The 12,671-nt window shown below is 72.5% G+C and carries 8 protein-coding genes and 3 pseudogenes; 7 read left to right on the top strand and 4 right to left on the bottom strand.

Annotation, left to right across the window (positions count from 1 at the left end; all coding sequences use genetic code 11):
* Positions 1 to 27 precede the first annotated feature (27 nt).
* Positions 28 to 870 (bottom strand): PTS sugar transporter subunit IIA, encoded by an 843-nt coding sequence (locus tag WKH84_RS11585; protein ID WP_341853768.1) that lies wholly within the window; start codon positions 868 to 870, stop codon positions 28 to 30.
* Between WKH84_RS11585 and WKH84_RS11580 the strand changes: the two are divergent.
* The 3 genes and pseudogenes from WKH84_RS11580 to WKH84_RS11570 form a co-directional block, all read left to right on the top strand.
* Positions 869 to 2,092, top strand: a pseudogene (locus tag WKH84_RS11580) (amidohydrolase); the annotation flags it as partial. The gene WKH84_RS11585 and the pseudogene WKH84_RS11580 overlap by 2 nt on opposite strands.
* Positions 2,093 to 2,536: 444 nt before the next feature.
* Positions 2,537 to 4,127 (top strand): annotated as a pseudogene (locus WKH84_RS11575) (AbgT family transporter).
* 81 nt (positions 4,128 to 4,208) lie between these two features.
* A complete protein-coding gene (locus WKH84_RS11570) occupies positions 4,209 to 4,820 on the top strand; it encodes a pyridoxamine 5'-phosphate oxidase family protein (protein ID WP_341853767.1) in 612 nt (203 codons plus the stop codon).
* Here WKH84_RS11570 and WKH84_RS11565 read toward each other — a convergent pair.
* Together WKH84_RS11565 and WKH84_RS11560 are read right to left on the bottom strand one after the other, a co-directional pair.
* Entirely contained in the window at positions 4,711 to 5,244 is a 534-nt protein-coding gene (locus WKH84_RS11565) for a GNAT family N-acetyltransferase (RefSeq protein WP_341856870.1), read from the bottom strand. The two genes, WKH84_RS11570 and WKH84_RS11565, sit on opposite strands and share 110 nt — an antisense overlap.
* 77 nt (positions 5,245 to 5,321) lie before the next feature.
* Entirely contained in the window at positions 5,322 to 5,969 is a 648-nt protein-coding gene (locus WKH84_RS11560) for a hypothetical protein (protein ID WP_341853766.1), read from the bottom strand.
* A 215-nt stretch (positions 5,970 to 6,184) separates the two neighbouring features.
* Between WKH84_RS11560 and WKH84_RS11555 the strand changes: the two genes are divergently transcribed.
* Positions 6,185 to 6,709 carry a CidA/LrgA family protein gene (locus tag WKH84_RS11555; protein ID WP_341853765.1) on the top strand — a complete coding sequence of 175 codons (525 nt, stop codon included), beginning with the start codon at positions 6,185 to 6,187 and terminating at the stop codon, positions 6,707 to 6,709.
* A complete protein-coding gene (locus WKH84_RS11550; RefSeq protein WP_341853764.1) occupies positions 6,706 to 7,395 on the top strand; it encodes an LrgB family protein in 690 nt (229 codons plus the stop codon). The genes WKH84_RS11555 and WKH84_RS11550 overlap by 4 nt, the downstream gene beginning before the upstream one ends.
* Before the next feature lie 18 nt (positions 7,396 to 7,413).
* Here WKH84_RS11550 and WKH84_RS11545 read toward each other — a convergent pair whose 3' ends face one another.
* Positions 7,414 to 8,013, bottom strand: a complete 600-nt coding sequence (locus WKH84_RS11545; RefSeq protein ID WP_341853763.1) for an SDR family NAD(P)-dependent oxidoreductase — start codon at positions 8,011 to 8,013, stop codon at positions 7,414 to 7,416.
* Positions 8,014 to 8,621: 608 nt separating this feature from the next.
* Between WKH84_RS11545 and WKH84_RS11540 the strand changes: the two are divergent.
* Both WKH84_RS11540 and WKH84_RS11535 read left to right on the top strand, forming a co-directional pair.
* Positions 8,622 to 10,387, top strand: a pseudogene (locus WKH84_RS11540) (ABC transporter ATP-binding protein).
* On the top strand, positions 10,384 to 12,486 hold the full coding sequence (locus WKH84_RS11535) for an ABC transporter ATP-binding protein (protein WP_341856717.1): 2,103 nt from the start codon (positions 10,384 to 10,386) through the stop codon (positions 12,484 to 12,486). Before WKH84_RS11540 ends, WKH84_RS11535 begins: the two are co-directional and overlap by 4 nt.
* Positions 12,487 to 12,671 lie beyond the last annotated feature (185 nt).

Raw genomic sequence — 12,671 nt, 5'->3', positions numbered from 1 at the left:
GCTGACAGGTCGGAGAGGGCGGACGCGTCAGACGGCGTAGATACGGCGCAGGGCCGCGTCGATCTCCGCCTGCGAGGTGAAGTTCTCGATCACCTCGACGCGCACGCCGACCTCGCCGAGGGTGTCCGCGATCGCCCCGGAGGTGAGGATCGCGTCGGAGTCCTTGGCGCGGCCCTTCGCAGAGATCGTGTCGGTGGCCTGGACGTCCAGATGCGAGGACCAGCCCCAGCGCTCCAGGACCTGCTCGGCCGTGTTCTTCAGGAACAGGCTGGTGCCCAGCCCGTTCCCGCACACCGTGAGCAGGAGCTTCTTCGAGGGGACGGCGTCGGCATCGACCATGGCGCCCGTGCCGGAGCCGGTGTCGGTCCGGGCGGCGGCGCCGGACCGGGAGTCCTCTGCCGACCTCTCGCCCGGACCAGCGCCGTCGGCCGCGAGAGCTGCGAGCACGTCCTCTCGCGTCCGCGCCTCGTCGAGCAGGGAACGGCGGGCCGGGTCGGCGAGCACCCCGGCGAGGGCCGCGAGCGCCTCGCGGTGTGCGGAGCTGTCCGCCGCGCCCAGCGCCATGACCAGCGTGACGGGGTCGTTGGCCGCGTTGCCGAAGGCGATCGGCTCCGCCAGGCGCACGAACGACATCCCCGTGCGATGCACCGACTCGTCGGGTCGGGAATGGGCGAGCGCGAATCCCGGGGCGATGACGATGTAGGGGCCGTGCTCCTCGACGGTGCGGATCATCGCCTCGGTGTAGGCGGGGTCGGTGGCGCCGGTGGAGACCAGCGACTCGCCGGAGCGACGTATCGCCTCGCGCCAGTCGGCGGCATCGGCGTCCAGGAGGATCGTGGACGGGGAGAGCAGTTCGTTGAGCTGTGACATGTCAAGGGCCTCTTCTCACGAGGGCGGCGCGGGGCGTGATCGAAACGCTACGCCTGAGCCGTCGGCGATGGGGGAGCGCGCCTGTCCCGGTGCGACGAGGCCCACCCGCCCTGCATGTGACGAGTCCCACCCACCCTGCATGTCACGACCCCGCAACCGAGTGCAGGCGCGCACGAGGAGACGGGCCCCGGCCGTTACGCTCAGGCCCATGTCTGAACCGTCCCCCGTGCGGCTCGGGTCCACCTCGACCGAGCCGTCCATCGCATACATGGCCCAGCTCGACGAGGAGCGGGAGGCGGCGCCGCGCACGCAGTCCCACCCCGGCTCCGCGCACACCGGCGCCCCCGAGGCGCTCCGCGCCCGGCTCGAGGAGGAGGTCGACGAGGCCGGCCCCGAGCTCGTCGACCTGATGATCGACCTGGCCGAGCATCCTGAGGTCGCCTTCGAGGAGCACCGCTCCGCCGCCGCGATCGTTCAGATCCTCGAGGGCCACGGCATCGAGGCCCAGCTCGGCGCGCACGGCCTGGACACGGCGATCCGCGCCGAGATCCGCGGCGAGGGCGCCGAGCGGGAGGGCGCGCCGACCGTCGCGGTGCTCTCCGAGTACGACGCCCTGCCCGGCATCGGCCACGGCCGCGGCCACAACATCATCGCCGTGATGGGCCTCGGCGCCTTCCTGGGCCTGGCCGAGCTCGCGAAGAAGGACCCCTCGGCCGTGCCCGGCACCGTCGTCTACCTCGGCACGCCCGCCGAGGAGGGCCACACCGGCAAGGAGTACATGGCCCGCGAGGGCGCCTTCGACGGGCTCGACGCCGCGGTCATGGCGCACGGCTATCCCGGCTACGACCTGGCCGACCAGGTGTGGCTGGGCCGGCGCACCCTCACCGTCGAGTTCCACGGGCACACCGCCCACGCCTCCGCGCGACCGTTCATGGGCCGCAACGCCCTGGACGCGGCGAGCCTGATGTACCAGGGCATCGGCCTGATGCGCCAGCAGACCCCGCCCAGCGACCGCATCCACGCCGTGATCCGCGAGGGCGGCGAGCGGGCCAGCGTCGTCCCCGACCACGCGAAGCTCGACCTGTACGTCCGCTCCCAGCGGCCCGAGACCCTCAAGGACCTCTCGCGCCGGGTCGAGGACGTCGCCCACGGCGCGGCACTGATGGCCGGCGTCGGCGTGACCGTCACCTGGGACCACCACCCGCCCTCCCTGCCGGTGCGCACCAACGACGCGCTGACCGGCCGCTGGGTCGAGGCGCGCGCCGCCGCGGCCGCGACCCGCGCCGCTGGGCGTGGTCTCCACGACCCTCGCCGCCTCCACCGACTTCGGCAACGTCAGCTACCGCCTGCCCGGCATGCATCCGCTGATCCGCATCGCCCCGGCCGACGTCGCCCTGCACACCCGCGAGTTCGCGGCCGAGTCCACCTCGGCCGCCGCCCGCGCGGCGCCGACCGACGGGGCCTACGGCCTGGCCGCCACCCTGCTCGACGTCCTCCACGACCCGGCGCTCGCCGCCGCCGTCGCCGAGGAGTTCGCCGCCGCCGGCGGTGCGATCGACGTCCCCTCCTTCTTCGACTGATCCGCCGACGGACCCGTCGCAGCCGCCGCCGTCGACCCCGTCGGCCGACGGCCGAAGGCCTCTCCCCACCCCCGTCTGGAGAACCCATGACCACAACACCCGCTCCGCCGGCCAAGACCGGCCTGACCGACAAGATCCTCAACGGCGTCGAGAGGGCGGGCAACAAGCCGCCCGAGCCCTTCATGCTGTTCCTCATCCTGTTCGCCGTCACCGGCGTGGTCTCCACGGCCATGGCCTGGGCGAACGTGGAGGTGACGGTGCCCGGCTCGGACGAGGCCACCGTCATCAAGGGCCTGTTCACCGGTGAGGGCATGACCTGGCTGACCACCACCCTCGGCGAGAACTACATCGGCTTCCCGCCGCTGGTGACGGTGCGCCGATCCTGCTCGCGATCGGCATCTCGCAGCACTCCGGGCCGCTCGCCGCCGCGATCCGCAAGCTGTTCGGCTCCTCGCCGTCGTGGATGCTCCCCTACGTGGTGGGCTTCGTGGGCGTGGTCTCCTCGATCATGGCCGACTCCGCCTTCGTGGTGGTCCCGCCGCTGGCCGCGCTGGTGTTCAAGGCCGCCGGGCGACACCCCGTCGCGGGCCTGCTGGGCGGCTTCGCGGCCGCCGGCGCCGGCTACTCCACCAACATCTTCCCCACCTCGCTGGACGCGCTGTTCGCGGGGATCACCACCTCCGTGATGGACGCGCGCCGCCGGACTTCGAGTTCACCGCCGTGAACCCGGTCTCGAACTGGTTCTTCAACATCGCCTCGTCGCTGGTGCTCGGCTTCGTCGCCGGCTTCATCATCGACCGGATCCTCGAGCCGCGCCTGAACCGTCAGGGCATCGGCCGCGACGAGATCACCGAGGAGGGCGAGGTCGCCACCAGCGGCGAGAGCGCCGAGCAGATGCGCGCCGAGCTCACCCCGGCGGAGAACAAGGGCCTGATCGCCGCCGTGATCGCTGCGGCGGTGCTCACCGCGATCGTGCTGGCGGCGACGCTGGCCCCCGCCTCGCCGTGGCGGAACGAGGACGGCGGCTTCCTGCCGAAGTCCCCGCCGCTGGACTCGATCGTGTTCCTGGTCGTCGCCTACTTCATCGTGCTGGGCCTGACCTACGGCATCGTGGTCGGCACCCTGCGCAAGACCAGGGACGCGGTCGCGATGATGACCGAGTCGCTCAAGGAGATGCTTGCCCTTCGTGGTGCTCGCCTTCATCCTGGGCAACTTCATCGCCCTGTTCAACTGGTCCGGGATCGGCACCTGGATCGCCGTGACCGGCGCCGCCGCCCTCGAGGGCATCGGCCTGACCGGCTTCCCGGCGGTTCTCGGCTTCATCTTGCTGGCCAGTCGCCTGAACCTGTTCATCATCTCCGGCTCCGGCATGTGGGCGATCATGGCCGCCGTGTTCGTGCCGATGTTCGCGCTGATCGGCTACGAGCCCGCCTTCACCCAGGCCGCGTTCCGCGTGGGCGACTCCGCCACCCAGGTCATCACGCCGATGAACCCGTACATGATCGTCTTTGCTGGGCATGCTTGCGGAAGTACGAGCCCGGCGCGGGCCTCGGCTCGCTGATGGCGCGGATGTCGCCCTTCGTGGTCCCGTTCTGGATCGTGTGGACCGTGATCCTGGCGGTCTTCTTCTTCGCGGACCTGCCGCTCGGCCCGGGCAACGGCATCTTCCTCGGCTGATCCCCGCCCACGGCCTCTCCTCCGACGGCCCCGTCGCTCCCCGGGTTGAGCGGCGGGGCCGTCGGCGCGAGGATGGCGTCCATGAGTGAGCTCGCCGACCGCCTTCGCGCCCTGCCGTCCTTCCCCGAGGACATGCCCGGCCTCGACCCGGACTCCGTCCCCGAGGACCCGGCCGAGCTGTTCGTCGCTTGGCTCGAGGACGAGATCGCGAGTGGTGCCCGCCAGCCGCACGCCATGACCTTCCAGACCCTCGACGGCGGAGCGCCCGTCGGCCGCACCCTCATCCTGAAGGACCTCGACGAGCGCGGCCTGCACGTCTCCACGCACCGCGGCTCCCGCAAGGGCGAGCGACTCGCCGCGGACCCGCGCGCCGCGATGACCTTCTTCTGGCGCGAGAGCGGCAGGCAGGTGCAGGTGGGCGGCGAGGTCGTGGCGCTGGACGAGGCGACCTCGCAGGCTGACTGGGCCTCGCGCCCCTCCTACGACGGCTCCCCGAACCCGGACTGGCAGGTCTACGCGCTGCGCAGCCGGCCTGGTACGAGTTCACCCAGTCGCGGCTGGATCGCAAGCACGTGCGCGTCGGCTACCGGCGCGAGCGCGGCGCCTGGGCGCACGAGCGCGTCACCACCCCGGCGGGCTGACCGGCCCCCGCCTCACCGCTCGCGGACGAAGCGCCGGTGCGGGCGGTTGTAGGCGTCGACGGTCCCGTCGTCCGCGAAGCCGAGCCGGGCGAGCACCGCGGCCGAGGCCGGGTTCGCGAGGTCGCAGAGGCCGACGAGGCGGCGCGGCCGAGCGGTCCGTCGGCCGCCTCCACGCACAGCCGTCCCGCCTCGGTCGCGAGACCGCGGCCCCACCGGCCGCGGGCCAGCGTGTAGCCGAGCTCGATGCCCTGGTCGGTGACCTCCAGGCCCGCATCGCCGATCAGCTCGCCGCTCGCGCGCTCGATCACGGCCCAGAACGCGAAGCCGTGCCGGGCCTGGTGGGCGGCGTAGTCGGCGAGCATCTGCGCGGTCCGCTCCGGGGAGGCGGGCTCGCCGTCGCCGACGAAGCGCATCACCTCGGGATCGCCATAGACGCGATGCGCGGTCGCGGCGTCGTCGGCCGTGAACGGGCGCAGGTCCAGGCGCGGGCCGCGCAGCCGGGAACCGGAGTGTCATCCCGCCAGTATGGTGAGGGGCGGGCCCGGCCGGGAGGTCAGCTGACGACCGTGGCAAGGCCCTGGCGTGCGTGGCGCGCCCGGTCGGGGGAGTAGGCGGTGATGCCGATCTCCTGGGCGCGGCCCGGATCGGAGACGCGCAGGTTCCCGTTCTCGTCCTCGCCCTGGGCGACGACGAAGTGGCCGTAGTCGGCCCCCTCCTCGCCGAGCGACCGGCCGTGGTGGACGTGCAGGATCACCACCTTGCCGCGCGCGGCGGCCTCCAGGCCCTCCTCGAACCGGGTGCGGGTGGCGCGGGCGCCCGCATCGCGCAGGCCGTTCTCGAGGTCGCCGAGATAGGCGCCCGTGTAGTCGACGGTCTTCTTCTCCGGCTCGCCCCACGGGGACAGACCGCAGCGGGCGCGCATCTCGATGACCGCCCTGCGGTTGCCGCCCACCGTCGTGCCCTTCTCGCCCGAGACGTAGTGCGGGACCTTCCGGCCCGCGGCGACCATGGCGATGACCGTCGAGGTGGGGCCGCAGTTCTCCGTGTCCCACGGGCCGGTGCCGATCTGGTCGACGACCACGAGGTCGCCGGAGGCATGGGCCTGCGTGGAGGCGAGCAGTCCGGCCGCGGTGAGGCCGAGGGCGCCGACGCCGCGGAGCGCGGTGCGTCGGCTGAGGGTGCTGTCGAGCGGGCTGGGCAACCCGGTCACCTCCGAGGGGTCGTGGGGAGCGACCGGGCGAGCCTCAGCGGGCGGTCTCGATCGCGCACCGTCCCCGCGAGACGCGACCGATGCGCCGAAATGAGCCCTCCACGGTGTGACAGTCCGCCCGCGCGCGGCAAGACGTGCGTGATCCACCGCTCGTGCGGCACGGACCACATCGGGGCGGGCGCCCCGCTGCGGGCTACCCTTGCCGGGTGTCACGCGCCGCCCTTCTGCCTCCCGTCTTGCTCGGCCTCGTGGTCCTGCTGCTCGCGCAGATGGTGGGCCTGGCCGCGACGGCCCTGCTCGACCTTCCCGTGCCCGGGGTGGTGCTCGGGATCGTCTTGCTGGTGCCGCTGGGGATCCTCCGGCCCACCCGCGGCGTGCTCCGCGCCGCCGAGCCCGCGGCGACCCCGCTGCTGGCCCACCTGCAGCCGCTGTTCGTGCCGCCCGGTGTAGGGATCCTGCTCGAGCTGGACACTCTCGCCGAGAACGCGCTCCCGCTCGCGCTCGCCGTGAGCGGCTCCTTCGTGCTCGCGCTGGTGGTCTCCGGGCGCTGCTCCAGGCGCTCGCTGCGCCGCCAGGACCGCCGACGGGGCGCGGCGGGCGGCCCCGACGGTGCGCCCCCGGCGGACGATCCGGACGGCGCGCCGCCGGCAGGCGGGCCGGACGGCTCCGGCAGGTCGCCGAGGCCCGGCGGGGCCGGGCCGTCGGCGGCCACGGGAGGTGCCTCCTTATGAGCGCGCTGTACGAGTCGCCGGTCTTCGGCCTCACCCTGACCCTCGCCGTGTACCTGCTGTCCTACGGGCTGTACCACCGGCTGGGGCGACCCGGCCTGCTCTCCCCGGTGCTGGTCAGCGTGGTGGTGATCGCGACCGTGCTGCAGCTGACCGGGATGCCCTACGCCCTCTACCTCGAGCAGGTCACGCTGCTGACGCTCCTGCTGGGCCCCGCGACCGTCGCCCTAGCCCTGCCGCTGCTGCGCAACGGCCGCGCGCGCGCTCGCCTCGGCGCCGGCCGTGCTCGGAACCCTCGTGGTCGCGGGGATCGTGAGCATCTCGGTGACCGTCGCCGCGATGGTCGCGCTCGGAGCCGACGAGTCGACTCTGCGCGCCGCGCGCCGCGCTCGGTCACCTCGCCCGTCGGCCTCACGATCGCCGAGAGCCTCGGGGCGTCGGTGCCGCTCGCGGTGGTGCTGACCCTGGTCTCCGGCACGCTCGGCGCGGTGGTGGGGCCGGCGCTGCTGAGCCTGATGCGGGTCCGCGATGAGCGGGCGCGCGGCTTCGCGATCGGCCTGACCTCTCACGGGATCGGCACGTCGCGGGTGCTGGGGGAGTCGACGGTCTCCGGCGGCTGGTCGAGCGCCGCGATGGTGCTGAACGCGCTCGCGATGACGGTGACGCGCCGGTGGTCGCGCACCTGGTGACCGGCTGAGCGCCCGAGTTCAGAGCATCGCGTCGTATCCCGCCCTGAAGTCCGGGAACTCGAGCTCGCCCAGCGGCTCGTGCGGCGCGGTCGCATCCAGCACGGTGCCTGCCCCGGGATCCGGTGACGTGCGCGGCGGCGCGGGCACGCCGAGACGCCGCGCGAGATGCGTGACGACCTCGCCGAGCAGGGCGGGTGCGCCGTCCGTCGCATGGAGCGGCGCCGGCGGTGCGGGCGAGGACAGCGGCGCGAGGATCGCGCGGGCGAGATCGACCTCGTGGATCCGGTTCGTCCGACGACCGTGCTCGACCGGGCGCCCCTCGAGGACGGTACGGATCAGACGGTCCCGGCCGGGGCCGTAGATCCCCGCCGGGCGCAGGATCACCGCGCCGAACAGCTCGCGCGCCGCCTCCTCGCCCTCGACCAGCACGCGGGCGCGGTCGGAGCGCGGTCGCGCGGGATCCGCCTCGGTGAGCGGACGCGAGGCGTCGTACCCCTCGAGGACCCGGGTGGAGGAGACGAACACCGTGCGCCGTGGGACCTCGGGCGGCGCGGCCGCGAGATGCGCGAGAGGCTCGCGATAGCTCGGGGCGGCCGACGGGGTGAGGGTGATGACCATGGCATCGACCCGCGGCGGCGGGGGTGGGGAGGGCGGCGGAGAGATCGGCGGCGACGGGCACGAACCCCGGCGGCAGGGAGCTCGGGTCGCGGCGCGCCTCGAGCACCTCGTGACGACCTCTCTCGTCCTGATCAGCGAGCAGCGGCTCGCCCACCCGCAGGCCCAGGCGCCCGCGACCCACCAGCAGGGTCCTCGTGGTCATGGCCGTCCTTCCGCGCGGGGAGCCTCCAGTATTGCGCGATCCGGCCCGCTCGGTGCGGCCGGATCTGACCGGTCGAGCCCGATGTCTCCGGTACGCCCAGGTGCCTCGGATCTCAGCCGCGATGGCCGAAAGTCGGGGGCGCCGAGCGGCACGCTCGGGGAGGATTGCACCTCGGGCCGGCCCTGTCCGCCTGAGCCCATGCCGCGACCAGCGGTCCCGCTCCGGCGCCGCCCGCCACCCCGGGTCGCGGCAGGTCCGGCGCACGGCCCGCCGACCACTCGGCCGACGACCCCGTCGGCTCCTTCGAGGACAGAATCTGTCCTCAACCCGTCCTACGCTCCGACGAGACCCCGGCCGCTCACCCCCGTCGGCCGGGCCGCACCACCCTGCTCCGGGAGATCCCCTCATGCTCTGGACCCTGATCCGGCGCCATCTGCGGCCCTACCTGCCGCACGTGGCCGCCGTGGCCGTCCTCCAGCTCGCGACCGTGCTCGCGACCCTCTACCTGCCCAGCCTCAACGCCGACATCATCGACAACGGCGTCGCCACCGGCGACACCGACTACATCTGGCGCGTCGGCGGGATCATGCTTGCTCGTCGCGATGGCGCAGGTCATCACCGCGATCGCGTCGGTCTGGTTCGGCGCCCGCGTCGCCATGGGCATGGGCCGCGACATCCGCCGCTCCGTCTACACCCGCGTGGACCGCTTCTCCACCGAGGAGATGGGCCGCTACGGCGCCCCGACCCTCATCACGCGCGCGACCAACGACGTCCAGCAGGTGCAGATGCTCGTGCTGATGACCCTGAACTTCATGGTCATGGTGCCGATCATGTCCATCGGCGGGATCGTCATGGCGATCCAGGAGGACCCGGGGCTGTCCTGGCTGGTGTGGGTGTCCGTGCCGGTGCTGATGGTGATCGTCGGCCTGCTGGTCACCCGGCTGATGCCGCTGTTCCAGCGGATGCAGGACAACATCGACTCCATCAACGGCGTCATGCGCGAGCAGATCATGGGGATCCGCGTGGTGCGCGCCTTCGTGCGCGAGGAGCACGAGACCGGCCGCTTTCGCGACGCGAACGCGACCCTCACCGACACCTCGGTGCGGATCGGCCGCCTCTTCGTGATCATGGGCCCGGCGATCACGATCGTGCTCCACCTCGCCACCGCCGCCGTGCTCTGGTTCGGCGGTCACCGCGTGGACGCGGGGCTCGTCGAGGTCGGCGCGCTCACCGCCTTCATGCAGTACCTGCTGCAGATCCTGATGGCGGTCATGATGGGCACCTTCATGTTCATGATGTTCCCGCGCGCGATCATCTCCGCCCGCCGCATCGGCGAGGTCCTCGAGACCGCGCCCACCCTCCACGAGCCCGCCGCCCCCACCCCGCGCCGACGGCTGACGGGGGAGCGACCGTCGAGTTCCGCGACGTCACCTTCTCCTACCCGGGCGCGGAATCCCCGGTGCTGGACGGCGTCTCGTTCACCGCCGAGGCCGGCCGCACCACCGCGATCATCGGCTCGACCGGTTCCGGCAAGACCACGCTGGTCAGCCTCATCCCGCGCCTGCACGACGCGACCAGCGGCCAGGTGCTTCGCTGGACGGGGTGCCGGTCACCGACCTCGCCCGCGCCGACATCTCCGCCGCCGTCGGCCTCGTGCCGCAGAAGCCGTACCTGTTCTCCGGCACCATCGCGCACAACCTCCGCTTCGGCGACCCCTCGGCCGACGAGAAGCGGCTCTGGGACGCGCTCGAGGTCGCCCAGGGCGCCGGCTTCGTGCGCGAGCGGACCACCGGCGAGGGCGACGCCGTCGCCACGGGGCTCGAGTCCACCGTCTCTCAGGGCGGCACCAACGTCTCCGGCGGCCAGCGTCAGCGGCTGTGCATCGCCCGCACCCTCGTCGCCGCCCCGCGCGTGTTCGTCTTCGACGACTCGTTCTCAGCGCTGGATGTCACCACGGACGCGAAGGTGCGCGAGGGCCTCTCCCACCACACCCGCGGCGCGACCACGATCATCGTCGCCCAGCGCATCTCCACCATCACCTCCGCCGACCAGATCCTGGTGCTCGAGAAGGGCCGGATCGTCGGCCGCGGCACCCACGAGGAGCCGCTGCAGAGCTCCGAGACCTACCGGGAGATCGTCGACTCCCAGATCACCGCGGAGGAGATGGCATGAGCACCAGGAAGAAGACCTCCGCGAAGAAGTCCTCTGCGAAGAAGTCCTCCGAGGCCAAGGGCGCCGGGACCGCCGAGCTCACTGAGTCTGAGATTCTGGAGATGCAGGACTCGATGAGCAGCGAGTGGGGCGAGGGCGCGCCGCGCAGGGCGAAGGCCTTCTGGCCCTCCGCGCCGCGCCTGGCCGGAACCTTCCGCGAGCACACGCTGGGGCTCGCCGTGGTGCTCGCCTTCGGCATCGTCTCGACGGTGCTCACCGTGTGGGCACCCTCGATCCTCGGCGACGCCATGGACGTCATCTTCGACGGCTTCCTCGGCGACGGCGTCGAGTTCGGAGCGCTCGGCCGGTCGCTGCTGATCGTGCTGGGGATGTACGTGATCGCGGCGCTGTTCGACTGGCTGCAGGGCCGGTCGCTGAACGACGTGGTGATGGACATCGTCTACGACCTGCGCGAACGGATCGAGGCGAAGGTCAACCGCCTGCCGCTGAGCTACTTCGACACCCGCCAGCGCGGCGACCTGCTCTCCCGCACCACCAACGACGTCGACAACGTCCAGACTGCCCTGCAGCAGGCCTTCGCCTCGCTCGTCTACGCGGTCCTCACCATCGTCGGCATCACCGTGATGATGTTCTGGCTGTCCTGGCGGCTCGCGCTCATCGCCCTGATCGCCCTGCCGATCTCCGGCGTGGTCATAGCCATCATCGGCGCGAAGTCGCAGAAGCTCTTCACCGCCCAGTGGCGGGGCACCGGGCGGCTGAACGGCCACGTCGAGGAGTCCTTCACCGGCCACGACCTGGTCACCGTCTTCGACCGCCAGGACTCGATGCGCGAGCAGTTCGATGAGCGCAACGAAGAGCTGTGGGAGGCCTCGTTCAAGGCGCAGTTCTACTCCGGCATGATCATGCCGATCATGCAGTGGGTGACCTACCTCGGCTACGTCGGCATCGCCGTGGTCGGCGGTCTGCGGATCGCGGCCGGGCAGATGAGCCTCGGCCAGGTCACCGCGTTCATCCAGTACTCCCGCGAGTTCAACGCACCGCTGGGCGAGGTGGCGGGGATGGCGAACATGCTCATATCCGGCGTCGCCTCCGCCGAGCGGATCTTCGAGCCGCTGGACGCCGAGGAGCAGGAGCCCGACGGACAGATCACCGCGCCCGGGCCCGTGGGCGAGGGCGCGGCCGGTGCCGAGGCCGCGGCCGATGCGTCGGCCGCCGCGCGCGCCGAGGAGTCGGCCCCCGCGGGGCGCATCGTCCCGCGCCAGGAGCTCACCGGCCCCACCCGGGGCCGGATCGAGTTCGACCATGTCGCCTTCTCCTACACCCCGGAGAAGCCGCTGATCAGCGACCTGTCGCTGACGGCGGAGCCCGGACAGACGGTCGCGATCGTCGGCCCCACCGGCGCGGGCAAGACCACCCTGGTCAACCTGATCATGCGGTTCTACGAGATCGACGCCGGGCAGATCCGGCTCGACGGCGTGGACATCCGCGCCCTGGACCGCGGCGCGGTGCGCTCCCGCGTGGGCATGGTGCTGCAGGACGCGGTGCTCTTCGGTGGCACGATCCGGGAGAACATCCGCTACGGCCGGCTGGAGGCGACCGACGAGGAGGTGGTCGCCTCCGCGAGAGCGACGTTCGTGGACCGCTTCGTGCACACCCTCCCCGACGGCTACGACACCGTCATCGAGGACGAGGGCGCGAACGTCTCCGCCGGCGAGCGGCGGCTCATCACGATCGCCCGCGCCTTCCTCGCCGACCCCGCGCCGCTGATCCTCGACGAGGCCACCAGCTCCGTGGACACCCGCACCGAGGTGCTCGTGCAGGAGGCGATGGCGGCGCCGCGCACCGATCGCACCAGCTTCGTCATCGCGCACCGGCTCTCCACCATCCGCGACGCCGACGTGATCCTGGTGATGGAGCACGGCGACATCGTCGAGCAGGGCTCGCACGACGAGCCGCTCGCCGCAGGCGGCGCCTACCACCGGCTGTACTGGTCGCAGTTCGCCGACGGTGCGGACCCCGACGAGGACGAGGCGGGGCTCGGGGGCACGACCACCGGCCCCGTCCCGGCCGTCGCGACCGGCGAGACCGAGGGGGAGTAGCGGGGGCAGGGGCGGTGCGGAGTCGGCACATCGGCCGGCCGCCCGCCCCGCCCCGCCTCGCCCAGGCCCGGCCGCGCCGCCCCGCCCTCCCTCGCCTGGGCCGCGCGAGCTGCAACTTTTGCGCCCGTGAGGACTCATGTCGGCCCCCGCATGAGTCCTCACGGGCACAAAACCTTCTGCCGCTC

Origin of the sequence: Brachybacterium sp. GPGPB12, assembly GCF_038396325.1 — a bacterium.
Classification (GTDB): Bacteria; Actinomycetota; Actinomycetes; order Actinomycetales; family Dermabacteraceae; genus Brachybacterium; species Brachybacterium conglomeratum.
This window is presented reverse-complemented; position numbering and strand designations above follow the sequence as displayed.

Bases quoted from the DNA above. Each gene is read 5' to 3' on its own strand.
- WKH84_RS11585 (WP_341853768.1), bottom strand. From the start codon at position 870: ATGTCACAGCTCAACGAACTGCTCTCCCCGTCCACGATCCTCCTGGAC.
- WKH84_RS11570 (WP_341853767.1), top strand. From the start codon at position 4,209: ATGAGTGAGCTCGCCGACCGCCTTCGCGCCCTGCCGTCCTTCCCCGAG.
- WKH84_RS11550 (WP_341853764.1), top strand. From the start codon at position 6,706: ATGAGCGCGCTGTACGAGTCGCCGGTCTTCGGCCTCACCCTGACCCTC.
- WKH84_RS11545 (WP_341853763.1), bottom strand. From the start codon at position 8,013: ATGGTCATCACCCTCACCCCGTCGGCCGCCCCGAGCTATCGCGAGCCT.
- WKH84_RS11535 (WP_341856717.1), top strand. From the start codon at position 10,384: ATGAGCACCAGGAAGAAGACCTCCGCGAAGAAGTCCTCTGCGAAGAAG.